The 23,542-nt window shown below is 72.4% G+C and carries 14 protein-coding genes, 1 tRNA gene and 5 pseudogenes; 7 read left to right on the top strand and 13 right to left on the bottom strand.

Features of this window, described 5'->3' with window-relative positions; all coding sequences use genetic code 11:
* Positions 1 to 36: 36 nt before the first annotated feature.
* The 6 genes and pseudogenes from BJF88_RS13500 to BJF88_RS13475 form a co-directional block, all read right to left on the bottom strand.
* Positions 37 to 3,912 (bottom strand): annotated as a pseudogene (locus BJF88_RS13500) (DNA-directed RNA polymerase subunit beta').
* 141 nt (positions 3,913 to 4,053) lie between these two features.
* A pseudogene (gene rpoB, locus BJF88_RS13495) lies at positions 4,054 to 7,565 on the bottom strand (DNA-directed RNA polymerase subunit beta).
* A gap of 488 nt (positions 7,566 to 8,053) precedes the next feature.
* Positions 8,054 to 8,445: pseudogene (gene rplL / locus BJF88_RS13490) on the bottom strand (50S ribosomal protein L7/L12).
* Positions 8,446 to 8,560: 115 nt separating this feature from the next.
* A pseudogene (gene rplJ, locus BJF88_RS13485) lies at positions 8,561 to 9,088 on the bottom strand (50S ribosomal protein L10); the annotation flags it as partial.
* A 278-nt stretch (positions 9,089 to 9,366) separates the two neighbouring features.
* Entirely contained in the window at positions 9,367 to 11,958 is a 2,592-nt protein-coding gene (locus tag BJF88_RS13480) for a CHAT domain-containing protein (protein WP_075829202.1), read from the bottom strand.
* Between the two features lie 21 nt (positions 11,959 to 11,979).
* On the bottom strand, positions 11,980 to 12,705 hold the full coding sequence (locus BJF88_RS13475; protein WP_075829201.1) for a S8 family serine peptidase: 726 nt from the start codon (positions 12,703 to 12,705) through the stop codon (positions 11,980 to 11,982).
* A gap of 48 nt (positions 12,706 to 12,753) precedes the next feature.
* On the opposite strand from BJF88_RS13475, the gene BJF88_RS13470 reads away from it, so the two are divergent.
* Positions 12,754 to 13,380 carry a hypothetical protein gene (locus tag BJF88_RS13470; protein WP_075829200.1) on the top strand — a complete coding sequence of 209 codons (627 nt, stop codon included), beginning with the start codon at positions 12,754 to 12,756 and terminating at the stop codon, positions 13,378 to 13,380.
* A 536-nt stretch (positions 13,381 to 13,916) separates the two neighbouring features.
* Here the strand turns inward: BJF88_RS13470 and BJF88_RS13460 are convergent.
* Complete coding sequence (locus BJF88_RS13460; RefSeq protein WP_075829198.1) at positions 13,917 to 14,414, bottom strand: hypothetical protein; 498 nt, start codon at positions 14,412 to 14,414, stop codon at positions 13,917 to 13,919.
* Entirely contained in the window at positions 14,411 to 15,157 is a 747-nt protein-coding gene (locus BJF88_RS13455) for an RNA polymerase sigma factor (protein WP_083649130.1), read from the bottom strand. The genes BJF88_RS13460 and BJF88_RS13455 overlap by 4 nt, the downstream gene beginning before the upstream one ends.
* Positions 15,158 to 15,440: 283 nt before the next feature.
* Here BJF88_RS13455 and BJF88_RS13450 point away from each other — a divergent pair, with 283 nt between their 5' ends.
* Entirely contained in the window at positions 15,441 to 15,848 is a 408-nt protein-coding gene (locus tag BJF88_RS13450; protein WP_075829197.1) for a DUF4383 domain-containing protein, read from the top strand.
* The gene (locus tag BJF88_RS13445; RefSeq protein ID WP_075829196.1) at positions 15,845 to 16,453 is read left to right on the top strand and encodes a hypothetical protein; all 609 of its coding nucleotides are present in this window, start codon (positions 15,845 to 15,847) and stop codon (positions 16,451 to 16,453) included. The genes BJF88_RS13450 and BJF88_RS13445 overlap by 4 nt, the downstream gene beginning before the upstream one ends.
* A gap of 195 nt (positions 16,454 to 16,648) precedes the next feature.
* On the opposite strand, the gene rplA is transcribed toward BJF88_RS13445, so the two are convergent.
* From rplA to BJF88_RS13420, 5 genes are all read right to left on the bottom strand, one after another.
* Complete coding sequence (gene rplA, locus BJF88_RS13440; protein ID WP_075829195.1) at positions 16,649 to 17,365, bottom strand: 50S ribosomal protein L1; 717 nt, start codon at positions 17,363 to 17,365, stop codon at positions 16,649 to 16,651.
* Positions 17,366 to 17,635: 270 nt separating this feature from the next.
* Positions 17,636 to 18,067 (bottom strand): 50S ribosomal protein L11, encoded by a 432-nt coding sequence (rplK, locus tag BJF88_RS13435; protein ID WP_069386558.1) that lies wholly within the window; start codon positions 18,065 to 18,067, stop codon positions 17,636 to 17,638.
* Positions 18,068 to 18,182: 115 nt separating this feature from the next.
* Positions 18,183 to 18,998: a transcription termination/antitermination protein NusG gene (gene nusG, locus BJF88_RS13430; protein WP_075829194.1), complete on the bottom strand. Its 816-nt coding sequence runs from the start codon at positions 18,996 to 18,998 to the stop codon at positions 18,183 to 18,185.
* A 125-nt stretch (positions 18,999 to 19,123) separates the two neighbouring features.
* Positions 19,124 to 19,405, bottom strand: a complete 282-nt coding sequence (gene secE / locus BJF88_RS13425) for a preprotein translocase subunit SecE (RefSeq protein ID WP_083649129.1) — start codon at positions 19,403 to 19,405, stop codon at positions 19,124 to 19,126.
* Between the two features lie 105 nt (positions 19,406 to 19,510).
* Positions 19,511 to 19,583: transfer RNA gene (locus tag BJF88_RS13420), tRNA-Trp, on the bottom strand.
* A 205-nt stretch (positions 19,584 to 19,788) separates the two neighbouring features.
* Between BJF88_RS13420 and BJF88_RS22340 the strand changes: the two genes are divergently transcribed.
* The 4 genes and pseudogenes from BJF88_RS22340 (at position 19,789) to BJF88_RS13400 (ending at position 23,538) form a co-directional block, all read left to right on the top strand.
* Positions 19,789 to 20,727: an ABC transporter ATP-binding protein gene (locus BJF88_RS22340; RefSeq protein ID WP_075829236.1), complete on the top strand. Its 939-nt coding sequence runs from the start codon at positions 19,789 to 19,791 to the stop codon at positions 20,725 to 20,727.
* Positions 20,724 to 21,597: pseudogene (locus tag BJF88_RS22335) on the top strand (ABC transporter permease). Before BJF88_RS22340 ends, BJF88_RS22335 begins: the two are co-directional and overlap by 4 nt.
* Positions 21,584 to 22,873 (top strand): sensor histidine kinase, encoded by a 1,290-nt coding sequence (locus BJF88_RS13405; protein WP_083649128.1) that lies wholly within the window; start codon positions 21,584 to 21,586, stop codon positions 22,871 to 22,873. The pseudogene BJF88_RS22335 and the gene BJF88_RS13405 overlap by 14 nt, the downstream one beginning before the upstream one ends.
* Complete coding sequence (locus BJF88_RS13400) at positions 22,870 to 23,538, top strand: response regulator transcription factor (RefSeq protein WP_075829192.1); 669 nt, start codon at positions 22,870 to 22,872, stop codon at positions 23,536 to 23,538. The genes BJF88_RS13405 and BJF88_RS13400 overlap by 4 nt, the downstream gene beginning before the upstream one ends.
* Positions 23,539 to 23,542: the final 4 nt, after the last annotated feature.

Below are 23,542 nucleotides of genomic sequence, written 5' to 3'. Positions count from 1 at the left end.
TCGGGCACCCGTCAGGTGCGCACCGAGGTGCGGACGTCAGCGGTAGTCGCCGAAGTCCAGGTCCTCGAGCGGGATCGCCTCGCCGGAGCCCATGCCGAGCGCCGGGAAGTCGATCTCGTCGTAGCCGAAGCTCGGGTAGAGCTCGGTCTTCGCCTGCTCGGTGGGCTCGACCTCGACGTTGCGGTAGCGGGGCAGACCCGTACCGGCCGGGATGAGCTTACCGATGATGACGTTCTCCTTGAGGCCGAGCAGCGGGTCACGACGACCGCTCATCGCCGCCTCGGTGAGCACGCGGGTCGTCTCCTGGAAGGAGGCGGCCGAGAGCCACGAGTCGGTGGCGAGCGACGCCTTGGTGATGCCCATGAGCTCGGGACGGCCGGAGGCCGGCTGGCCACCCTCCGCCACGGCCCGGCGGTTCGCGTCCTCGAACCGGCCACGCTCGGCGAGCTCGCCCGGCAGGAGGTGGGAGTCGCCGGAGTCCAGCACGGTCACGCGGCGCAGCATCTGGCGCACGATGACCTCGATGTGCTTGTCGTGGATGTCCACGCCCTGCGAGCGGTAGACCTCCTGGACCTCGTCCACCAGGTGCTTCTGCGTGCGCGCGGGCCGAGGATGCGCAGGACCTTCTTCGGGTCCACCGCACCCTGCACCAGCTGCGTGCCGACGCCCACGTGGTCGCCGTCCTGCACGAGCAGGCGCGCACGCTTGGTCACCGGGTAGGCGATCTCCTCGGAGCCGTCGTCCGGCGTGAGCACCAGACGGCGCGAGCGCTCGCTGTCGTCGATCGTGATGCGGCCCGGGAACTCCGCGATGGGCGCCTCACCCTTGGGGGTGCGGGCCTCGAAGAGCTCCGTGACACGCGGCAGACCCTGCGTGATGTCGTCGGCCGACGCCACACCACCGGTGTGGAAGGTACGCATCGTCAGCTGCGTGCCCGGCTCGCCGATCGACTGGGCCGCGATGATGCCCACGGCCTCGCCGATGTCGACGAGCTTGCCCGTCGCGAGCGAACGGCCGTAGCACTTCGCGCACGTCCCGACGCGCGACTCGCACGTGAGCACGGAACGGACCTTCGCCTCGCGCACGCCCGCCGTGACGGCGGCGTCGATGAGGACGTCGCCCGCGTCGTCGCCCGCCGCCGCGATGACGTTGCCGTCGGCGTCGACCAGGTCGGCCGCGAGGGTGCGCGAGTACACGCTCGTCTCCACCTTGGGGTGGCGGACGAGGATGCCCGCGAGCTCCTCCGCGATCGGCAGGGTCAGGCCGCGCTCCGTCCCGCAGTCCTCCTCGCGGATGATGACGTCCTGCGACACGTCCACGAGACGACGCGTGAGGTAGCCCGAGTCGGCGGTCCGCAGCGCGGTGTCCGCCAGACCCTTGCGGGCGCCGTGCGTCGCGATGAAGTACTCGAGGACAGACAGGCCCTCGCGGTAGTTGGACTTGATCGGGCGCGGGATGATCTCGCCCTTCGGGTTCGCCACGAGACCGCGCATACCGGCGATCTGGCGGACCTGCATCCAGTTGCCACGGCGCCGAGCCGACCATGCGGTAGACCGTGTTGCGGTCGTTCGCCTCGAGGTTCTCCCGCATGACCGACGCGACCTTGTCCGTCGCCTGGGTCCAGATCTCGATGAGCTCCTGACGGCGCTCGTCGTCCGTGATCAGACCGCGGTCGTACTGCTGCTGGACCTTGAGCGCGCGCTCCTCGTGCTGCTCGAGGATCTCGCTCTTGGCCGCCGGCGTGGCGACGTCCGAGATCGCGATCGTGACGCCCGAGCGGGTCGCCCAGCGGAAGCCGGCCGCCTTGAGCGCGTCGAGCGACGCCGCGACCTCGACCTTCGGGTACCGCTCCGCGAGCTCGTTGACGATCGCCGAGAGGCGCTTCTTGTCGACCACCGAGTTCACGTACGGGTAGTCGACCGGCAGCGTCTCGTTGAACAGCGCGCGGCCGAGCGTCGTGTCGAACAGGATCGGCTGACCGGGCTCCCAGCCCTCGGCGCCTCGAAGCCCGACACCGGCGGCACGAGGTCCGTCATGCGGATCTTGACCGGCGCGTTGAGGTCGAGGGTGCCCTGGTCGAAGGCCATGATCGCCTCGGCCACGGACCCGAACGCACGACCCTCGCCCTCGGTCTCGGACTTGTCGCTCGTCAGGTGGTACAGACCGATGATCATGTCCTGCGAGGGCATGGTCACCGGGCGGCCGTCCGACGGCTTGAGGATGTTGTTGCTCGAGAGCATGAGGATGCGGGCCTCGGCCTGCGCCTCGGCGCTCAGGGGCAGGTGCACGGCCATCTGGTCGCCGTCGAAGTCCGCGTTGAACGCGGCGCACACGAGCGGGTGCAGGTGGATCGCCTTGCCCTCGACGAGCTGCGGCTCGAACGCCTGGATGCCCAGGCGGTGCAGCGTGGGCGCGCGGTTGAGCAGCACGGGGTGCTCGGTGATGACCTCCTCGAGCACGTCCCACACGACCGGGCGCGCGCGCTCGACCATGCGCTTGGCGCTCTTGATGTTCTGCGCGTGGTTGAGGTCCACGAGCCGCTTCATGACGAACGGCTTGAACAGCTCGAGCGCCATCTGCTTGGGCAGACCGCACTGGTGCAGCTTGAGCTGCGGGCCGACGACGATGACCGAACGGCCCGAGTAGTCGACGCGCTTGCCGAGCAGGTTCTGGCGGAACCGGCCCTGCTTGCCCTTGAGCATGTCCGAGATGGACTTCAGCGGTCGGTTGCCCGGCCCGGTGACCGGGCGGCCGCGGCGGCCGTTGTCGAACAGCGAGTCGACGGCCTCCTGCAGCATCCGCTTCTCGTTGTTGACGATGATCTCCGGCGCCCCGAGGTCGAGCAGACGCTTGAGGCGGTTGTTCCGGTTGATCACGCGGCGGTACAGGTCGTTGAGGTCGCTCGTCGCGAAGCGGCCACCGTCGAGCTGCACCATCGGGCGCAGGTCCGGCGGGATGACCGGGACGGCGTCGAGCACCATGCCCGTCGGCGAGTTCGTCGTCGTGAGGAACGCGTTGACGACCTTGAGGCGCTTGAGCGCACGCGTCTTGCGCTGCCCCTTGCCCGTGCGGATCGTCTCGCGCAGCGACTCGGCCTCGGCCTCCAGGTCGAAGTTCTCGAGGCGCTTCTGGATCGCCGCGGCGCCCATCGAGCCCTCGAAGTACGTGCCGTAGCGGTCCTGCAGGGCGCGGTACAGCATCTCGTCGCCCTCGAGGTCGGCGACCTTGAGGTTCTTGAAGCGGTCCCAGACCTGCTCGAGGCGGTCGAGCTCGGCGTCGGCACGCTTGCGCAGCGAGGCCATCTCGCGCTCGGCGGAGTCGCGCACCTTGCGGCGCGCGTCGGCCTTGGCACCCTCGGCCTCGAGCTCGGCCAGGTCGGCCTCGAGCTTCTGCGCGCGGGCGTGATGTCGTTGTCGCGGCGGTCCGCGATCTCCTTCTTCTCCAGGTCGATCTCGTTCTGGAGGTTGGGCAGGTCCTCCTGGCGACCCTCGTCGTCGACCGACGTGATCATGTACGCCGCGAAGTAGATGACCTTCTCCAGGTCCTCGGGGCGAGGTCGAGCAGGTAGCCGAGGCGCGAGGGCACGCCCTTGAAGAACCAGATGTGCGTGACCGGCGCGGCGAGCTCGATGTGGCCCATGCGCTCACGGCGCACCTTCGAGCGCGTCACCTCGACGCCGCAGCGCTCGCAGATGATGCCCTTGAAGCGCACGCGCTTGTACTTGCCGCAGTAGCACTCCCAGTCCCGGGTGGGGCCGAAGATCTTCTCGCAGAAGAGGCCGTCCTTCTCGGGCTTGAGGGTGCGGTAGTTGATGGTCTCGGGCTTCTTCACCTCACCGTGCGACCAGGCACGGATGTCGTCGGCCGTGGCCAGGCCGATGCGCAGCTCGTCGAAGACGTTGACGTCGAGCAAGATGTCCTACTTCCTTCGTCTGCCGGTCCGCGGCCGGAGGCCGGGACCGACGCCATAAAACGGTTGAAGACGGGGTGGGTGCGGGCGGGGCGGGGACGGTGCGCGGTCGTGGACCGGGGCACCGCCCCCGCCGGCCCGAGATCAGATCTCGTCGACGCTCGCGGCGGCGTTCGGACGCCGGGAGAGGTCGATGCCGAGCTCCTCCGCGGCGCGGTACACGTCGTCGTCGGACTCCCGCATCTCGATCTGGACGCCGTCGCTCGAGAGCACCTCGACGTTCAGGCACAGCGACTGCATCTCCTTGAGGAGCACCTTGAAGGACTCCGGGATGCCCGAGTCGGGGATGTTCTCGCCCTTGACGATCGCCTCGTAGACCTTGACGCGTCCGGGGACGTCGTCCGACTTGATCGTCAGGAGCTCCTGGAGCGTGTACGCGGCGCCGTACGCCTCGAGGGCCCACACCTCCATCTCGCCGAAGCGCTGACCGCCGAACTGCGCCTTACCACCCAGCGGCTGCTGCGTGATCATCGAGTACGGGCCGGTCGAGCGCGCGTGGATCTTGTCGTCGACCAGGTGGTGGAGCTTGAGGATGTACATGTAGCCGACCGACACCGGGTCCGGGAACGGCTCGCCCGAGCGCCCGTCGAACAGGCGCGCCTTGCCGTCGCCGCCGACCATGCGGTCGCCGTCGCGGTTCGGGACGGTCGAGGAGAGCAGGCCCGTCAGCGCGTCCTCCTGGACGCCGTCGAAGACCGGCGTCGCGACCGGGCGGCCCGGCTCGGAGGACGCCGCGATCTCGGGGACGTTCTCCTTCCAGGCGAGGTCCTCGCCGTCGGCGAGCGTGATGTCCCAGCCCTGCTTCGCGATCCACCCGAGGTGGGTCTCGAGGACCTGGCCCACGTTCATGCGCCCGGGGACGCCGAGCGGGTTGAGGACGACGTCGACCGGCGTGCCGTCCTCGAGGAACGGCATGTCCTCGACGGGCAGGATCTTCGAGATGACGCCCTTGTTGCCGTGACGACCGGCGAGCTTGTCGCCGTCGGTGATCTTGCGGCGCTGCGCGATGTAGACGCGCACGAGCTGGTTCACGCCGGCCGGCAGCTCGTCGCCGTCCTCGCGGTTGAACTCGCGCACGCCGATGACCGTGCCGGACTCGCCATGGGGCACCTTGAGCGAGGTGTCGCGCACCTCGCGCGCTTCTCGCCGAAGATGGCGCGGAGCAGGCGCTCCTCCGGCGTCAGCTCGGTCTCGCCCTTCGGGGTGACCTTGCCGACCAGGACGTCGCCTGCGCCGACCTCGGCACCGATGCGGATGATGCCGCGCTCGTCGAGGTCCGCGAGCACGTCCTCGGAGACGTTCGGGATGTCCCGCGTGATCTCCTCCGGGCCGAGCTTGGTGTCGCGCGCGTCGACCTCGTGCTCCTCGATGTGGATCGACGAGAGCACGTCGTCCTGCACGAGGCGCTGGCTGAGGATGATCGCGTCCTCGTAGTTGTGGCCCTCCCACGACATGAACGCCACGAGGAGGTTGCGGCCGAGCGCGAGCTCGCCCTCGTCCGTCGCCGGGCCGTCCGCGAGGACGGAGCCGACCTCGACGCGCTGGCCCTCGTCGACGAGCACGCGCTGGTTGTAGCTCGTGCCCTGGTTCGAGCGGCGGAACTTCGCGGCGCGGTAGCTCGACGTGGTCGCGTCGTCGTTCGCGACGACGATGAGGTCCGCGGAGACCTCGGTGACGACACCGGGCTTCGTCGCGACGATGACGTCGCCCGCGTCGACCGCGGCGCGCCACTCCATGCCGGTCCCGACGAGCGGGGCCTCCGAGCGCACCAGCGGCACGGCCTGGCGCTGCATGTTCGCGCCCATGAGCGCGCGGTTGGCGTCGTCGTGCTCGAGGAACGGGATGAGCGCCGTGGCGACCGACACCATCTGGCGCGGCGAGACGTCCATGTAGTCGACCTGCCCGCCGGGCACGATCTCGACCTCGCCGCCCTTGGTGCGCACGAGCACGCGCTCGTCCGCGAAGGAGCCGTCGGCGTTCAGCACCTGGTTCGCCTGGGCGATGATGTGGCGGTCCTCGTCGTCGGCCGTCAGGTACACGACCTCGTCCGTGACCTTGCCGTCCGTGACCTTGCGGTACGGCGTCTCGATGAACCCGAACGGGTTGATGCGGCCGTACGACGCGAGCGAGCCGATGAGGCCGATGTTCGGACCCTCAGGGGTCTCGATCGGGCACATGCGGCCGTAGTGCGACGGGTGGACGTCGCGGACCTCCATGCCCGCGCGGTCGCGGGACAGACCACCCGGGCCGAGCGCCGACAGGCGACGCTTGTGCGTCAGGCCGGCGAGCGGGTTGTTCTGGTCCATGAACTGCGAGAGCTGCGACGTGCCGAAGAACTCGCGGATCGACGCGACCACCGGGCGGATGTTGATGAGCGTCTGCGGCGTGATCGCCTCGACGTCCTGCGTCGTCATGCGCTCGCGCACGACGCGCTCCATCCGGGACAGGCCGGTGCGGACCTGGTTCTGGATGAGCTCGCCCACGGCGCGGATGCGACGGTTGCCGAAGTGGTCGATGTCGTCGGTCTCGACGCGCACGTCCACGGTCTCGCCGCCGCGGCTGCCCGGGATGCTCGCGTGGTCGGCGTGCAGGGCCGCGAGGTACTTGATCGTCGCGACGACGTCGGAGACCGACAGCGTCGAGTCGGTCAGCGGCGCGTCGATGCCGAGCTTCTTGTTCGCCTTGTAGCGGCCGACCTTGGCGAGGTCGTAGCGCTTGGGGTTGAAGTAGAAGTTCTCGAGCAGGGCGCGGCCGGCCTCGACGGTCGGCGGCTCGCCCGGGCGGATCTTGCGGTACAGGTCGACGAGCGCCTCGTCCTGCGTGTGGACGTGGTCCTTCTCGAGCGTGTCGAGCACGGACGGGAAGTCGGCGAACTGCTCACGGATCTCGGACTCGGACAGGCCGAGCGCCTTGAGGAGCACCGTGACGGACTGCTTGCGCTTGCGGTCGACGCGCACGCCGACGGCGTCGCGCTTGTCGATCTCGAACTCGAGCCACGCGCCGCGGGACGGGATGATCTTCGCGGAGAAGATGTCCTTGTCGCTCGTCTTGTCGGCCGCACGCTCGAAGTACACGCCGGGCGACCGGACGAGCTGCGAGACGACCACGCGCTCGGTGCCGTTGATGATGAAGGTGCCGCGCTCGGTCATGAGCGGGAAGTCGCCCATGAAGACCGTCTGGCTCTTGATCTCGCCGGTGTTGTAGTTGACGAACTCGGCCGTGACGAAGAGCGGCGCGGCGTAGGTGAAGTCCTTCTCCTTGCACTCGTCCGCGGTGTACTTCGGCGGCTCGAAGCGGTGGTTGGAGAAGGAGAGCGACATGGAGGACCCGAAGTCCTCGATCGGCGAGATCTCCTCGAAGATCTCCTCGAGACCGGACGTCGCGGGGACGTCCTCACGGCCGGCGGCGCTCGCCGCGGCGACGCGCGCCTGCCACGCCTCGTTCCCGAGGAGCCAGTCGAAGCTCTCGGTCTGGAGGCCCAGGAGGTCGGGGACCTCGAGGGGCTCGTGGATCTTGGCGAAGGAGACGCGGCGCGACGCGGTGCGGTTCGCGATGGCGTCGGCGGACGGAGCAGAAGGGGTGCGCGAGGCAGCCAAGAGGGGTCCTTCCCTGCAGATCGAAAGAACGCTGCACCGCCAGGCTGGTCACGATCACCGCCGCCACGACATCTCGCGGACGCGCACGTACGTCGCAGGAGGTCGGGGGTATCTGAGATCGGGGGCACAGGACAGCGCAAAGCGTTAGCATACCCCCTCGGAGCGCGTCCGTCCACACCGACGGCGCGCCCGCTCCCCGGCCTCGTCCGACGTCGCCAGACGCCTGACCGGTACTCGTGCGCGGGGCCTCGTCGCCCCTCTGCCCGACCGGACGTTGCTGCCCGGCCGCACCGCCGGCGCCGCTGTCCTGCATCGCCGACCCGCACATGGTGGCACACGCCACCCGGTTCCGTGAAGCCGGGCGCGCACACGACCGCCGTGCGACCACCACGACGCCTCCACGCCCCGCGCACGACGAGGCCCGCACCCCGGGGGGTGCGGGCTCGTGCGGCGTGACGACCGGTCCCGTCAGGACGGGACCGGCGAGATCACTTGAGGGTGACCGTGGCGCCGGCGCCCTCGAGGGCAGCCTTGGCCTTCTCGGCCGTCTCCTTGTTCGCGCCCTCCAGGACCGGCTTCGGGGCGCCGTCCACGAGGTCCTTGGCCTCCTTCAGGCCGAGGGACGTGAGCGCGCGCACCTCCTTGATGACCTGGATCTTCTTGTCGCCGGCGGCCTCGAGGATGACGTCGAACTCGTCCTTCTCCTCCTCGGCCGGGGCCTCGCCACCGGCGCACCCGCGGCGGGGGCGACCGCGACGGCGGCGGGGGCGGCGGCGGTGACCTCGAAGGTCTCCTCGAAGGCCTTCACGAACTCGTTGAGCTCGATGAGGGTGAGGCCCTTGAACTGCTCGATGAGCTCGTCGGTGCTGAGCTTCGCCATGATGGCGTTCCTTTCGGTCGGTGCTCGGCAGCGGCCCGTGCGGGCCTGCCAGAAGCGGGGTGTGTGCTTGCGCTGCGGTGATCGGTGCTGCGGCACGGGAGTGCCGGAGCGTGGATCAGGCGGCAGCGCCCTCCGATTCCTGCTTCTGACGCAGGGCATCGATGACGCGGGCGGCCTGGGCGGTGTTCGCGGTGAAGACGTACGCGGCCTGGAACAGCTTCGCCTTCATCGCGCCGGCCGCCTTGGCCAGCAGGACCTCGCGGGACTCGAGGTCCGCGAGCTTCGTGACCTCCGCGGCGGTCAGGGGGCGCCCGTCGAGGACACCGCCCTTGATGACCAGCGCGGGGTTCGCCTTGGCGAAGTCACGCAGACCCTTGGCCGCCTCGACCGGGTCCCCGGTGACGAAGGCGATCGCCGACGGGCCCTGCAGGTCGGCGTCGAGTCCCTCGACACCGGCCTCCTTGGCCGCGATGGCGGTCAGCGTGTTCTTCACCACGGCGTAGGTTGCGTTGCCGCTGAGCGACCGACGCAGCTGCTTGAGCTGCGCGACGGTGAGCCCGCGGTACTCGGTCAGCACAGCAGCGTTCGAGTCGCGGAACTTGTCCGAGATCTCGGCGACTGCGGCTGCCTTGTCCGGCCTCGCATGGCAATCCTTCCGGTGGTGGTACCACCGGCGTGGGCCCCGGAACGAGAAAGAGCCCCGCGCAGGCGCGGGGCTCGCAGTCGTGAGGCGGCACGGGGCCGGACGCACGTCCGTCGGTTCGCTACCTGCGCTGGCCTCCGCCTCGTGGCGGGACTTCGGTCTCGTGCGTGACGCAGAGGATCTGCGGGCAGCGCGGGACGACCGGCGGTCTTGGGTACGTCGATCATCGTACGGGACGACGGCGGGTGGTCCAAACCGCCCCCGTCGCTCGGCCCGGCTCAGACGACGAGCGGGCCGAAGCAGACGAGGGGGACGGGCTCCGGCTCGTCCGCGACCGCGCGCGCTAGCGCGGCGCCGGGCATGGCGCCCGCGCGCAGCTCCGCGTGCAGCGCGGGCATGACGCGCGCGGCGACGTCGTCGCGCAGCGGGGCGACGCTCGCGACGACGGCGCGTGCCCCGAGCCGGAGGAGGACGCTCGTCAGGCCGAGCGACTCCCCGCCGATCCGCGGCGTCGAGAGCCCGACCTCGCACGCCGACAGCACCACCACGACGCCCCGCAGGTCGATGCCGTCGAGCTCGTGGGCGAACAGCGGCCCGTCAGCGAGGCGCAGCGACGAGAAGAGCGGGTTGTCCGGCTCGTGCGTGCCGTGCGCGGCGACGTGGACGACTCCCGCCCCCTCGAACCCCTCGACGACCGAGGCGCAGGTGGCCTCCAGGCCCGTCAGGGTCGTAGCGCTGTCCCAGACCGAGGAGACGAGCTTGGCCTCCGCCCCGGCGAACCGCAGGTCGGGGCCGGCGACGACGAGCGCGTGGTCGGTGCGGCGGGCCGGCTCCCCGCGCAGCAGGTCGACCCAGGAGTTGGCCCAGGTGCGGCGCCCCCGCCGCGACGGCAGCGCCGCCCACGGCACGGCGAGCAGGAGGTCGCGCGCGGCGACGTGCAGGTCGCCCGCGGCGTGGAGCGGCGCGACGAGCGCGTCGTCGAACCAGGCGAGCGTCCGCCGCAGCGACGCGACCGCGGCGTCGCGCATCGGGACCGGGATGAGCGCGTTGGACAGCACCGCGAAGTCGGCACGCGCACGCCGGACGTTCTCCGCGACGCGCTCGAACGGTGCCAGCCGGAGCAGCCTCGACCCGGAGGCGGACACCCGCACCGCGGCCACCTCCCCGCCGTGCACGACGAGGTTGGCGACGACGCACTCGGTTCCCCGTGCCTCCAGCGCACCCCGCAGGGACCGTTCCGTGGCGGGCGTCGGCGTCGCGGCCCCGCCCGCGTGCTGCCACGACCGGCGGCGCGCCTCGTCCTGCATGCGCCGCGCCTCCCGCAGGTGCTGCTGACGGCGCAGGAGCTGGTCCCGGTCGTCGGTCGCGCCGACGTCGCGGGCCGCCTCGATCTCCCGACGTGCCGCCGTGAGCAGTCGCGCGAGCTCGGGGTCCGAGGGAGGCCGCACCCGCCCCGACCCGGCGAAGGCCGCCCTCCCCCGCTCGACCGCGTCGAAGACCGCGGCCGGACGGCCGGTCCCCAGCGCCGACTCGACGTCGACGTTGCCGAGCCGGACGGCGTGGACGGCCGCGGCCGTCACCGCGTCGACCGAGCCGAGCCGTTCCCGGTACTCCGCGATCGCGCGCTGGCCGCCGCGTACGGCGCGGACCCCACCACGTCGGTCCTCGCGCGCGAAGGCGAGCTGGGCGCGCACGGCCTCGCGCTGGACGCGCACCGGGAACGGGGCCCAGGGCCGCAGTCGGGGCACCTCGCGCAGGATGCGGTCCGCCTCCTCGTGAGCGCCGCCGAGCAGGGCCCACTCCGCCGCGTACAACCGTGCCGGCACGCCGACCCCGTACCGCGCGACGGCGCCGCGCGCATCTCCGTCCCGTGCGACCGCGAGCGCGGTCTCGAGCCCGCGCGCCGCACGTCGGCGGCTCGCTCCCTTCTCCGTGGCGGCGGCCCGGTCCGCCCCGAGCATGGCCTCGAGCTCGACCACCCGCGCGTACAGGGCCCACGTCGAGTTGCCCGAGCGCGTGTAGAGGCGCCGTGCCTTCCGGGCGAGCGCGACCGCCTCCGCGAAACGCCGGAGGCCGACCATGCAGCGGGCACGGTCCAGCACCGCCTCGGCACGCTCCTGCCCCAGGCCCTCGTCGACGAGCAGGGCCTCGGCGTCCTGCAGGATCCGCTCCGCCTCCGACAGGAGGCCGACGTCGAACAGGACCCGGGCCCGTCCCGCGAGAGCCAGGCCGTCCGGGCCGTCCGGGAGGAGCCGCACGGACTCCTCCATGCGCTGCAGCGCCGCCGGGACGTCGCCCTGGAGCTGGTGGACGAAGCCGATGTTGTGCATCGCGAACGACACGTAGTAGTCGTTCCCGAGCTGGCGGGCGTGCTGCGCCGCGATCTCGAAGTCGTGCAGCGCGGGGTCGAGCGCCCCGAGGTCGACCAGGGCCGAGCCGCGGTTGAGGTGCAGCACGGCGACGTCCCGGTGGTCCGCGGGATCACCCTGCTCGAGGGCCGCCGTCAGGGGCCGCACCGCGGCCTGGCTGTCGCCCGACCGCAGGAGCAGCACACCACGCTGGCCGCTGACGACCGCCTTGAGGTGCGGCCGCCCGACCGAGTCCGCGACCGCGCCGGCCTCGTCGAGGAGCCGGTTGCCCTCGTCCATGCTCCCGGTCAGCGCGTACACGCACGCCGCACGCCCCACCAGCGCGCGGACGCGCAGCTCGGCGGACCACCCGGTCGGGCCGTCACCGCGCCGCTCCCACCGCTCGACCTCGGCGGTCAGGCGACGGAACTCGGTGGACGCGGCCCGCACCTTGGCGAGGGCGTTGAGCTCCTGCGCGCGTCGGAGCCGGTCGGCGAACGCACGACGGACGTCGTCGCTCACCCGACCGGCTCCTCACAGGGATCACTCGGAGGCGGCTCCCTGCGCGTACAGTCCCGGCACACGTCGAACAGCATCCCACGCGACCGCCGTGCGCCGTGCGACGGCGTCGTCGGGCCCGGCGGGGTCCGACGACGGCTCCCCCGTGCGTGACCGCAGGACCTGCTCGGCGATCTGCGCGGCGAGGTACGGCGCCGAGAACGACGTCCCGCTCCAGGTCGCGAACCCCCCGCGGAAGTCGTCGGGGTCGACGGAGGAACGGACCCCCGGGCCCAGCCGTTCGGGGAGCCGCACCGACGGGGTGACCGGCCCGTCGATCGTCGTCGGCATCGTGCTCACCACGGCGGCGCCGGGTCGGACGGTCGTGACCCAGGGTCCGTCGTTGCTGAAGACGGCGACGCTGGCGTCCGGGTTCGTCGCTCCGACGGCGAGGATCGGCGTGTAGTCCGGCTTGAGGTCCTCGGGCTCCCGCGGCACCGCGCCGTCCGCCGTCCGGTCCACCCGCGGGGTCCACGCGGCGGGGAACATCGGCCGCGTCGTCCCGTCGTTGCCCGCCGCGACGACGACCACGACACCCGCCCTGCGCAGCGCGCGCAGCACGCGTCGGAGCGGACCGTCGTAGCCGTAGTCCTCGGGCTGCTCGTGGTAGTACCCCATGGCGAGGACCACCACGTCCACGGGGTGGTAGCCGTCCTCGCCCTGCAGCCCGCGGCGGTGGAAGCGCAGCAGCCGCCAGAGCGTGTGGAGCACCTCCCACTCGGGGACGTCCCCGGAACCGCCGAAGCGCGGACGGAGAGGATGGTGGCGTCCGGGCAGAGCTGGTGCACGATCCCCGCCATGAACGTGCCGTGCCCCGCCACCGGGTCGAGCGGCCCGGTGAGCGGGTCCTTGCTCATGCCCCCGTACTCCGCGTCCTCGGAGACGAGCGCGGGCACCGGGAACGTCCCGATCGGCGCCCCGTCGAGCGTGGCGTCGCGCACGACGACGGAGTGCGGTCCGTCGCTCGGCTCGCCCGGCGTGTACCCGCCGAACCAGGGGTGCGTCCCGACCCCCGTGTCCACGAGGGCGACCACGGGACGGCGCACGCCGTCCGCCGTGACCCACGGGCTCGCCCCGTCGGCGAGACGGCGGACCGGGGGCGGCGCGATGAGCCGGACGGGCGCCAGCCCGCCGGACCCGGGCATCCCGTACTCGTCGACCGCGCTCACCGGCAGCGGCGTCGACCGCGGACGGGCGACCGGGACGAACGGCAGCGGGGTCGTGCGGGCCCGCTGCGCGCGCAGCACGTGGTCGAGGCCCGCTCTCGGAGCGTCGACCCCGTCGTCCTCGGCCAGCTCCCGGAGCTCGGACACGATGCGCTCGAGCACCTCCCACGTGTCCACCTCGACGTCGTCCGAACGGACGGGGACGAACCGGAGCGCGTAGCCGAACGGGTCGTCCTCGCCGGGGCGGGGCGCACCGAGCCGTGCGTCGAGGGCGACCCGGTACCCCATGTCGGCAGCGATCCTCCGCACACCGTCGAGCCACGTCGTGGGCTCGTCGCCCGGCGTCCACGCCGGGAGCTCGACCTCGGCGTCCGCCCCGCCGGCGGCCGAGGCACCGACCTGGCGCGCGACGAGCTCTGCGAGCTCGGCCGGAGGAGCCCCCCGGACGATGAGACGGTCGGCCACGTAGGCGGTCGGCTCGACCCGGGACGCACCGGGGCTGCGGCGCACACGGTCCGGGTCGAGATGGCGGACGGGGCGTCGACCGCCCGCGGCGTCGCGCACCGAACGGGTCGAAGGGATCTCCGGGGTCTCGCTCACATGCTCTCCTCAGGCTGCGAAGGCAGGGACCGTCCTCGATCGCGTGGTGGAAGCACCTCGAGGCACGGCCGCACGCGGCAGTCGTCGCCGCGCGGACGGTCGGACGTCGGACGACGTCGTGGGCGGGCCGGGGCCCGCCCACGACGGTGGTGGTCGTTACAGCTCGACGACGGGCGTGCTCACCGCGGAGCCGGCGTCGTCGGCGCGGCGCACGACGAGGCTCGCCGGACCGCGGTCGACGTCGTCGAAGACGAACCGGCCGTCCTGGTCGCTCGTCGTCTCGGTCACGGAGCCGGGACGGTGCAGCTCGACGCGCAGCGACGTCGCGGGCGCGGCCCAGCCGTCGATGCGCACGCGGCCGCCCTCCACGGGCGACAGCGAGATCATCACCGTCACGGACTCGGACGTGAACGTGATGGTCCGCGCCTCGATCGGCGGCGCCTCCCCACGGACCGACATCCGGGGCACGCGCACGTACTCGAGCTCCATGACCTCCGCCTCGAGCCCGGCGAGCGTCACGGCGAACAGCGACCGCTCGACCAGCCCGTCGGGCACGGGGTCGAGCGCCTGGGCGATGCGCGCGAGGTCGGCGAGCAGGGCGACGTCGTCGCCGTCGAGGGGCTCGTCCGGGCTGTGCCGGGGCTCGGTGCTCACGATGCTTCCCACGATTCCCCCTGGACGTCGATGATGTCGCGCAGCTTGGCGAGGCAGCGGCCGCGCGTCGAGCCGATGCTGCCCACGGGCATCCCCGTGGCGGCCGAGATGGCCTTGTAGTCCGGCCGGTCCGCGAGCGAGACGAGCTTGAGCAGCGTCTGACATCGTTCCGGCAGCCGGCTCAGAGCGCGCCACAGGCCGCGGTCGCGCTCGTGGGTGAGCACCTCGACGTCGGGCGTCGGGTCGCTCGACGGCAGGGTCGGGACACCCTCGTCCGTGTCGTCGGGGAGCTCCGTGCGGCGCCGTGCCTCGTCGCGCTGCTTGCGCACCGCCTCCCAGGAGGCCCGCTTGGCCGTGATGAGCAGCCACTTCAGGACCGCGTGCGGCTCCTTGATCGTCATCGCGTTGCGCACGAGGGCGACCCACACGGTCTGCACGACGTCGTCCGCCTGCTCACGGTCGACGCCCTGGGCGCGCACGGTGTGCCACAGCAGGGGCGTCGCCTCGCGCACGAACTCGGCGAGCGCCTCGTTGCGGCCGTCCCGGTACTCCAGGAGCGCGAACGCACCGCGGTCGCGAGACTCGACTCGGGTTGACCGGTGTCCGCGAGCTCGTCGGTGGTCCTGGTCATCGGCGGCACCGTCCTTGGCACGCTCGTCTGCTCGGGCATCAGCGGAAGCTCCGCAGGGGTGCCCGAGTCTAGGGCGTCGCCGCCGGGCTCGACAACCATCATCACAGGTCACGCACCCTCTGGCTCGCGCCGGAACAGGACCATCGTTCTCCCTCGGGTGGACGGATCAGGGGGGTCGGGTGCGTCGGACGCACCCGTGCGACTGGACGGGAGGGCGCACGGGCACGCCTGATACATCCGCCGTCGTCCAGTTTCTCCTCGGGGAACGGCGGGCAGGCTCCCACACCCGTCCCAGGACCTTCCGCCGGGCGACCCATCCGCCGTCGGGCCTGCTCCGAACCACTCGCGACGCGCGGGAGGGACCCGCGCGCGACCGTCGAAAGTGGGTATGCACCATGACCTCGTCCCCGAACCGCCTCCTCGCGGCCGTCTTCGGCGCCGTCTACCTCCTGGTGGGCCTCGCCGGCTTCGTCGTGACGTCCGGCGTCGGGTTCGCCGCGACCGAGGGCCGCAACCTCCTGGTGTTCGAGGTGAACCCGCTGCACAACATCGTCCACCTCGGCATCGGCGCCGCACTGCTCCTCGCCTCGCGCTCCGTCGGCGCGGCGAGGGCCGTCAACGTGACGATCGGTGCCGTCTACCTGCTCGTGGGCGTCCTCGGTCTCTTCCTCGTCGGCACGGCCGCCAACATCATCGCGCTCAACGGGGCGGACAACGTGCTCCACCTCGCGAGCGCGATCCTGCTCCTCGGCGTCGGGCTCGCGGCGGACAAGCGCACCGGCGCGAGCACCGCGACCGCGTGAGCCCACCACCTCCCGTCCTGCGCGTCCTGCTCGGGTTCGGCCTGCTCGGCGCCGGGATCGTCAACCTCGGTCTCGTCCGAGGCACGTTCCCGGCGCCTGCCGGGCTCCTCGCGCTCGCGCTCGGGCTGGTCGAGGTCCCCGCCGCACTCGCGACGATCGCCGGCACGGCGCCGCGCACGCCCCGTCCGGCCGTCCTCGGCCGGGCCGCGGTCGGGGCCCTCGTCGTCGGGAGCGTGGCGCAGGCAGCGCTCGCCGTCGCCCCCGGCACGACCCTCGGCCCCACCGTCACGGCCGCGACGGCGCTGCAGCTCGCCGGCGCCGGGACGATCGGCGTGCTGACCCGGTCCTCGGCGCCCGGTCCGGCGGCGGACGCTCCACCCCCGTCCGCGTCGTCCCCGTCGCCCGCGGGAGCCCCTCACGGCGGCGCGGGCAGGCCACGCCCCGCCCTCGGCAGCGCGGCCTCGCTCGGCGTCCTGTTCGTCGGTGCCGTCGCCGTCGCGACCGTCACGACGTTCGGGCTGAGCGGCACGGAGGCCGCGGAGCACGCCGTCCCGCACAGCGAGCACCACCTGCCCGACCTGCCGGGACTGCACCACCACCCCTGAGGAGGAGCGCTGCGCCCGTGCACCACGGCTGCGTCCAGGAACGCAGCTCTTGCGCGGCGACGCGACGCTCGCACCCCGCGGGGCGCACAGCACACGCGGGTCGGACGCACGAACGCGACGGCGCGGCTCCCTGTCCGGGGAACCGCGCCGTCGGCGTTCGTGCTGCGAGCGGACCGGCCGCTGACGCGGGTGGCGTCAGGCCGCGTCGTCCTCGAGGAGCTTCGTCGTCTTGGACTGGTCCAGCGGGATGCCGGGGCCCATCGTCGTCGTCATCGTGGCCCGCGTGATGTAGCGGCCCTTCGAGGACGACGGCTTGAGACGCAGCACCTCGTCCAGCGCCGCCGCGTAGTTCTCCACCAGCTGCTTCTCGTCGAACGAGACCTTGCCGATGATGAAGTGCAGGTTCGCGTGCTTGTCGACGCGGAACTCGATCTTGCCGCCCTTGATGTCGGACACGGCCTTCGTCACGTCCATCGTCACCGTGCCGGTCTTCGGGTTCGGCATCAGACCGCGGGGGCCGAGCACCTTGCCCAGGCGGCCGACCTTGCCCATGAGGTCCGGCGTCGCGACCGCGGCGTCGAAGTCCGTGTAGCCGCCGGCGACCTTCTCGATCAGGTCGTCGCCGCCGACCTCGTCGGCACCGGCCGCACGGGCCTCCTCGGCCTTCGCCGCGTTCGCGAAGACGATGACGCGGGCCGTCTTGCCCGTGCCGTTCGGGAGGTTCACCGTGCCGCGGACCATCTGGTCCGCCTTGCGCGGGTCCACACCCAGGCGGAAGACGACCTCGACGGTCGCGTCGTACTTGACCGTCGACGTCTCCTTGGCGAGACGGACGGCCTCGAGCGGAGCGTAGAGACGCTCGCGGTCGATCTTCTCCTCGGCGTTGCGGTACGCCTTGCTGCGCGTTGCCATGCTGCTTCTCCTTCTGCAGTCGTGGTCGTCGGTCCGCGCGGACCCTGCCACTGCCGCCCACGGTCGTGGACGGACGTCTGTGTCAAGACGGCGCTCAGCCCGCTCCGTCTCCGGTCGGGCCGAGCGCCGCTCACGCTCCGGCAGGACTCGCTGCGCTCGTCCTACCTCCGCGTTCGCTGTGCTCAGCCCTCTGCACTCTCGCTCGGGCCGAGCGCCGCTCACGCTCCGGCAGGACTCGCTGCGCTCGTCCTACCTCCGCGTTCGCTGTGCTCAGCCCTCGACGGTGATGCCCATCGAGCGGGCCGTGCCCGCGATGATCTTCGACGCGGCCTCGACGTCGTTCGCGTTGAGGTCCTCGAGCTTGGACTGGGCGATCTCGCGCACCTGGTCCGCCGTGATCTTGGCGACCTTGACGGTGTGGGGGGTGGCCGAGCCCTTCTGGATGCCCGCGGCCTTCTTGATGAGCTCCGCCGCCGGCGGCGTCTTCGTGACGAAGGTGAAGGAACGGTCCTCGTAGACCGTGATCTCGACCGGGATCACGTTGCCGCGCTGCGACTCGGTGGCCGCGTTGTAGGCCTTGCAGAACTCCATGATGTTCACGCCGTGCTGACCGAGCGCGGGGCCGATCGGCGGGGCGGGCGTCGCCGCACCGGCCTGGATCTGGAGCTTGATGAGGCCGGAGACCTTCTTCTTGGGAGGCATGAGTCTTCCCTGGCTTTCTACTCGTGGGCCGACGCCGTGGGCGATGACCCGGTTGCAGTGCAGCGTTCACGCGCGCGGCGGGTGCCGCGCAGGACCGGTCCTGCGACCGGACGCGTCAGATCTTGGCGACCTGGTTGAACGACAGCTCGACCGGGGTCTCCCGGCCGAAGATGGAGACGAGGACCTTGAGCTTCTGGTTCTCGACGTTGATCTCGGAGATCGTGGCGGGCAGCGTGTCGAACGGGCCGTCCGTGACGGTGACCGACTCGCCGACCGTGAAGTCGACCTGCACCGGGGCCTTCGCCTGCGCGGGCGCCGGCTTGCCCGGCTCCGCGGCGGGCGCCAGCGTCGGCGAGAGCATGGAGAACACCTCGTCGAGCGTCAGCGGCACCGGCTGGTGCGTGTGGCCGACGAAACCGGTCACGCCCGGCGTGTGCCGCACGGCGCCCCACGACTCGTCGGTGAGGTCCATGCGCACGAGGACGTAGCCGGGGATGCGCACGCGACGGACGATCTTCTTCTGCGCGTTCTTGATCTCGGCCACCTCCTCCATGGGGACCTCGATCTGGAAGATGTAGTCCTCCATGTTCAGGCTCTGGATGCGGTTCTCCAGGTTGGCCTTCACACGGTTCTCGTACCCCGCGTACGAGTGGATGACGTACCAGTCGCCCGGCTGCGTGCGCAGCGTGCGCTTGAACTCCGCGACCGGGTCCGCGATGACGTCGCCGTCCTCGTCGACCGGGCGGGCCTCGTCCGTGGCGACCTCCTGGTCGCCCTCCTGCGCGCTCTCGGCGGGCGCGGCGTCCTCGACGGGCTCCTCGTCGCCCTCGACGACGTCGGGAGCGTCCGTGGTCTCGTCGACCTCGTCCTGGGCACCCTCGGGCTGCGTCGGGTCGACGTTCTCCGTCTGGTCCAGCGACTCCTGGGACACGAACGAACCTGCTTTCTGCTGACCTGCTGCGATGACTGGTGGAAGGACTGCTGCTGGAAGCGCCGACGGCGCCCCGATGGGCGCCGGGTGCCGAAGACCCGGCACTGCGGGTACGGACGTGGCGGCTAGTCCCCGAAGACCCACAGGACGGCCTGGCCGATCCCGAGGTCGAGCACCGTCACGAAGGCCATGACGACGAGCACGAAGACCAGGACGACGGTCGTGTAGGTGAAGAGCTCGGAGCGCGTCGGCGTGACGACCTTGCGCAGCTCGGCGACCACCTGGCGCACGAAGAGGGCGATGCGGGCGAAGAAGTTGGGCTTCCTGTCCCCTGCGGGGCGGCCCTTCTTCACCTCGTCGGCGCGTGCGCCGTCCGCGCCCACGGCCTCTGACGGCGATTCGCTCACTGATCTATCCCATCGCTGACGTGCGGGACGTATCCCGGACCTGCTGAACCTCTCGGTGCAGTCCGTTCTCGGACCACGCACACCGCCTGCCGGCGACGTGCCGAGCAGGGTAGACAGGACTCGAACCTGCAACCTGCGGTTTTGGAGACCGCTGCGCTACCAATTGCGCCACTACCCTTCGCGACCGACGCCCTTGCCGGCGAGCCGTGCACAGTGCCAGGAGCCCGTCGAGGCGCGGCCCAGCATGGTGGGCGTCAACCACCGAGGGACCACTGTACGCGACGCCGGCCCGCGGGTCGAACCGCCGTCCACCGACCGGTGGACCCCAGGTCCGGGCGACCGGCCGTCGCGGGGCGGCGCCCGTGCGGACGACGCTGGACGGCATGGACACCACACGTGGCGAGACGGGCGCACCCGCGGTCGAGGTGCGCGGGCTGCGCAAGCGGTACGGCGACAGGCAGGCCGTCGCCGGGGTCGACCTCCGGGTCGAGCGGGGCGAGATCGTCGCCCTCCTGGGTCCCAACGGGGCCGGCAAGACGACGACCGTCGAGATCCTCGAGGGCTTCCGCTCGCGCGACGCCGGCGAGGTGCGCGTCCTGGGCGCCGACCCGCAGACCGCCGGCCGCGCCTGGCGCGACCGCATCGGCGTCGTGCTGCAGGACTCGCGGGACCTCACCGAGCTCACCGTCGCGGAGGTCGTCGCCCACTTCGCGGGCTACTACGCCGACCCGCGCGACCCGCGCGAGGTGATCGACGCCGTCGGCCTCGGCGACAAGCGCGGCACCCGCACGCGGCAGCTGTCCGGCGGGCAGCGTCGCCGGCTCGACGTCGCGCTCGGCATCGTCGGACGCCCCGAGCTGGTGTTCCTCGACGAGCCGACCACGGGTTTCGACCCGCAGGCACGCCGGGCCTTCTGGGAGCTGGTGCGCACGCTGCGCGACGACGGCACGACCATCCTCCTGACGACCCACTACCTGGACGAGGCCGCCCAGCTCGCCGACCGGGTCGCCGTCCTGCGCGACGGGGCCGTCGTCGCGCTCGGCCCACCGGAGCTGCTCGGCGGGCCGGACGCCCGGCGGCCCGTCGTCCGCTGGGTCGAGGACGGCGCGCCGCGCGCCGAGACGACGTCCCGGCCGACCGCGCTCGTCCGCGAGCTCGCCGACCGCTCCCCCGACGGCGAGGTGCCCGGGCTCGAGGTCGTGCACCCGAGCCTCGAGGACGTCTACCTCGAGCTCATCGGCGCCGCGCCGCCCGCCCGGCCGCGCACCGGCGCCCTCGCCGGCGCGTCCGCCGGCACCACCGACGAGGAGGCACGACCGTGAGCACGACGACCGTCCCCGGCGCCCGCACGTCCCCGCCGCGCCCGCGCGCCCTCCCGGGGGTCGCGCGCCTGGGACTCGCCCGCACCGGTGCCGAGCTGCGCGCCTTCTTCCGCGAGCGCGACGCCGTGGTCTTCGTCTTCACCTACCCGGTGATCATGCTCGCGATCTTCGCGACGGTGTTCGACGGCCAGGAGCAGGCGAACGCCGGCTACGGCGTGCCGTTCGCGCAGTACTTCCTCCCCGGCATGCTCGCGACGGGGGATCATGCTCACGGGCTTCCAGTCCCTCGCGATCTCGATCGCGGTCGAGCGCGACGACGGCACGCTCAAGCGCCTGCGCGCCACTCCCCTGCCCGCCGTCGCCTACTTCCTCGGCAAGGTCGGGCTCGTCCTCGTCACGGCCGTCGGCCAGACGGTGCTGCTGCTCGCGCTCGCCGCGCTGGCGTTCGACGTCCCGATGCCGTGGGACATGCCCGACGGCGCGGGGCGGATCGCGACGTTCGCGTGGGTCTTCGTCCTGGGCTGCGCGACGGGCGCGGTGTGCGGCGTCGGGTTCTCGTCGCTGCCGCGCTCGGGCAGGTCGGTGAGCGCGGTGGTGACCCCGGTCGTCCTCGTCCTGCAGTTCATCTCCGGCGTGTTCTTCGCGTTCTTCGCGCTGCCGTCGTGGATGCAGACGGTGGCGTCGCTGTTCCCCCTCAAGTGGATGGCACAGGGGATGCGGTCGGTGTTCCTGCCCGAGCAGGCGGTCGTGCTCGAGCCGTCCGGGTCCTGGCAGCACGGCGCGACCGCTGCTGTACTGGTCGCATGGCTGGTGGTGGGTCTCGTCGTCGGGGTGCGCACGTTCCGCTGGCGGCGGCGTGACGACGGCTGACGCCCCGCACGCGCGGAGCGCCGCGAGCCGGGCCGACGACGACGTCGGCCCGGCCGAGGCGGGCCTCGAGGGCACGTGGGAGCGCGACGTGCGCTGGTGGGACGCGGCGTTCTACCTCATCGTCGTGCTGAGCGCCGTCGCGCTGGTCACGGTGCCGCTCGGCGGGACGCGGCTCGCCGTCTCGCTCACCGCGATCGGCGTGCTCCTCGTCGCCTACACCCTCTGGGGACGACGCGCGGCGCGCACCCGCGAGCAGGGCGTCGCGCACCTCTACCTCGTCGTCCTGGTGCTCGGCACGGTCGTCGTCGTCGCGCAGGACAGCCTCGGGACGCTCCTGCTCTTCGCGGCCTTCACGCAGGTCTGGATGCTGTCGGAGCACCTGCGGGCGCAGGTCGCGCTCTGCGTGGCGCTCGCCGCCGGGACGGCGCTCGCGCTCGCGTGGGACCCGGCAACGGGCCGGCTGGACGCGGCCGAGCTCGCGAGCAGCGTCCCGCAGATGGGCGTCGCGCTCGGCTTCTCCCTCGGGCTGGGCCTGTGGGTCGCGCACACGCTGCGCCAGGCCGAGCGGCACGCCCGGCTCGTCGACGAGCTGCGGGCGACGCAGGCCGAGCTCGCCCGCTCGAACCACGCCGCCGGGGTCGCGGCGGAGCGCGAGCGCGTCGCGCAGGAGATCCACGACACCCTCGCCCAGGGCTTCACGAGCGTCGTCATGCTCGCGCAGGCCGCGGGCGTGGACCTCGACCGCGGTGCGTCCGAGGCCGCACGGGAGCGGCTCGCCCAGGTGGAGGCGACGGCGCGCGACAACCTCGCCGAGGCGCGCGCGCTCGTCGCGGCGACCGGTCCGGCGCCTCTCCAGGGCGGCGGCACCCTCGTCGACGCGGTCCGACGGCTCGTGGAGCGCTTCCGCACGGAGACCGGGCTCGCCGTGACCGCACGGCTCGAGGACGTCGCCGGGCTGTCGAGCGCGGACGAGGTCGTGCTGCTGCGCTCGGCGCAGGAGGCGCTGACGAACGTGCGCCGGCACGCGGCCGCGCGGTCGGTCGTCGTCGAGCTCGCGCACGGTGCGGCGGGCACGCGCCTCGAGGTGCACGACGACGGTCGTGGCATGGCCGCCGACGTCACCGAGGGCTACGGGCTGCGCGGGATGCGCGAGCGCGTCGCGGCCGGCGGCGGCACGGTCCGGGTGACGCCAGGTCCGGACGGGGGCACGAGCGTCGTCGTCCAGCTGCCGGTGGGGAGCGGGTCCCCCGCCCGCGTGCCGGGTGGTGCGGCATGAGCGGCCCGGTGCGGGTGCTCGTCGTCGACGACCACCCGGTGGTGCGCTCGGGCCTCGTGGGCATGCTCAGCGCGGAGGACGACCTCGTGGTCGTGGGCGAGGCCGGCGACGGCGAGCAGGGGGTCGCGCTCGCGGCCGAGCTCGCGTCCGACGTCGTGCTCATGGACCTGCGCATGCCCCTGCTGGACGGCGTCGGCGCGACGAGCGCCATCGTCGCCGGTGACGGCGGGACGCGGGCGGCCGGCGCCCGGGGCGCGGCCAGGACCTCGGCGCCGCGCGTCGTGGTGCTGACGACCTACGAGACGGACGCCGACATCCTGCGGGCCGTGGAGGCGGGGGCGACCGGCTACCTCCTCAAGGACACGCCGCGCGAGGAGCTCGTCGCGGGCGTGCGCGCCGCGGCGCGCGGGCAGACGGTCCTCGCGCCGAGCGTCGCGACGCGGCTCGTCACGTCGGTGCGCGGGGAGCGGCTCACCGGCCGCGAGGTCGAGGTCCTGCGGCTCGTGGCGCGCGGGCTGTCGAACGCCGCGGTCGGGCGCGAGCTGTTCATCGCCGAGGCGACGGTCAAGACGCACCTGCTGCGCGCGTTCGCCAAGCTCGGCGTCGACGACCGCACGGCCGCGGTGACGGTCGCGATGGAACGCGGCTACCTGCCGGGCGCCTGAGCGT

It is taken from the genome of Cellulosimicrobium sp. CUA-896, from assembly GCF_001942335.1.
GTDB lineage: Bacteria > Actinomycetota > Actinomycetes > Actinomycetales > Cellulomonadaceae > Cellulosimicrobium.
Note: the sequence above shows the minus strand (reverse complement) of the source record. Positions and strands in the feature narration are given on the sequence as shown.

Excerpts from the sequence above, each read along its gene's own strand:
- BJF88_RS13450 (WP_075829197.1), top strand. The coding sequence starts at position 15,441 with ATGACCTCGTCCCCGAACCGCCTCCTCGCGGCCGTCTTCGGCGCCGTC.
- BJF88_RS13470 (WP_075829200.1), top strand. The coding sequence starts at position 12,754 with ATGGTGGCGTCCGGGCAGAGCTGGTGCACGATCCCCGCCATGAACGTG.
- BJF88_RS22340 (WP_075829236.1), top strand. The coding sequence starts at position 19,789 with ATGGACACCACACGTGGCGAGACGGGCGCACCCGCGGTCGAGGTGCGC.
- rplK (WP_069386558.1), bottom strand. The coding sequence starts at position 18,067 with ATGCCTCCCAAGAAGAAGGTCTCCGGCCTCATCAAGCTCCAGATCCAG.
- rplA (WP_075829195.1), bottom strand. The coding sequence starts at position 17,365 with ATGGCAACGCGCAGCAAGGCGTACCGCAACGCCGAGGAGAAGATCGAC.
- BJF88_RS13400 (WP_075829192.1), top strand. The coding sequence starts at position 22,870 with ATGAGCGGCCCGGTGCGGGTGCTCGTCGTCGACGACCACCCGGTGGTG.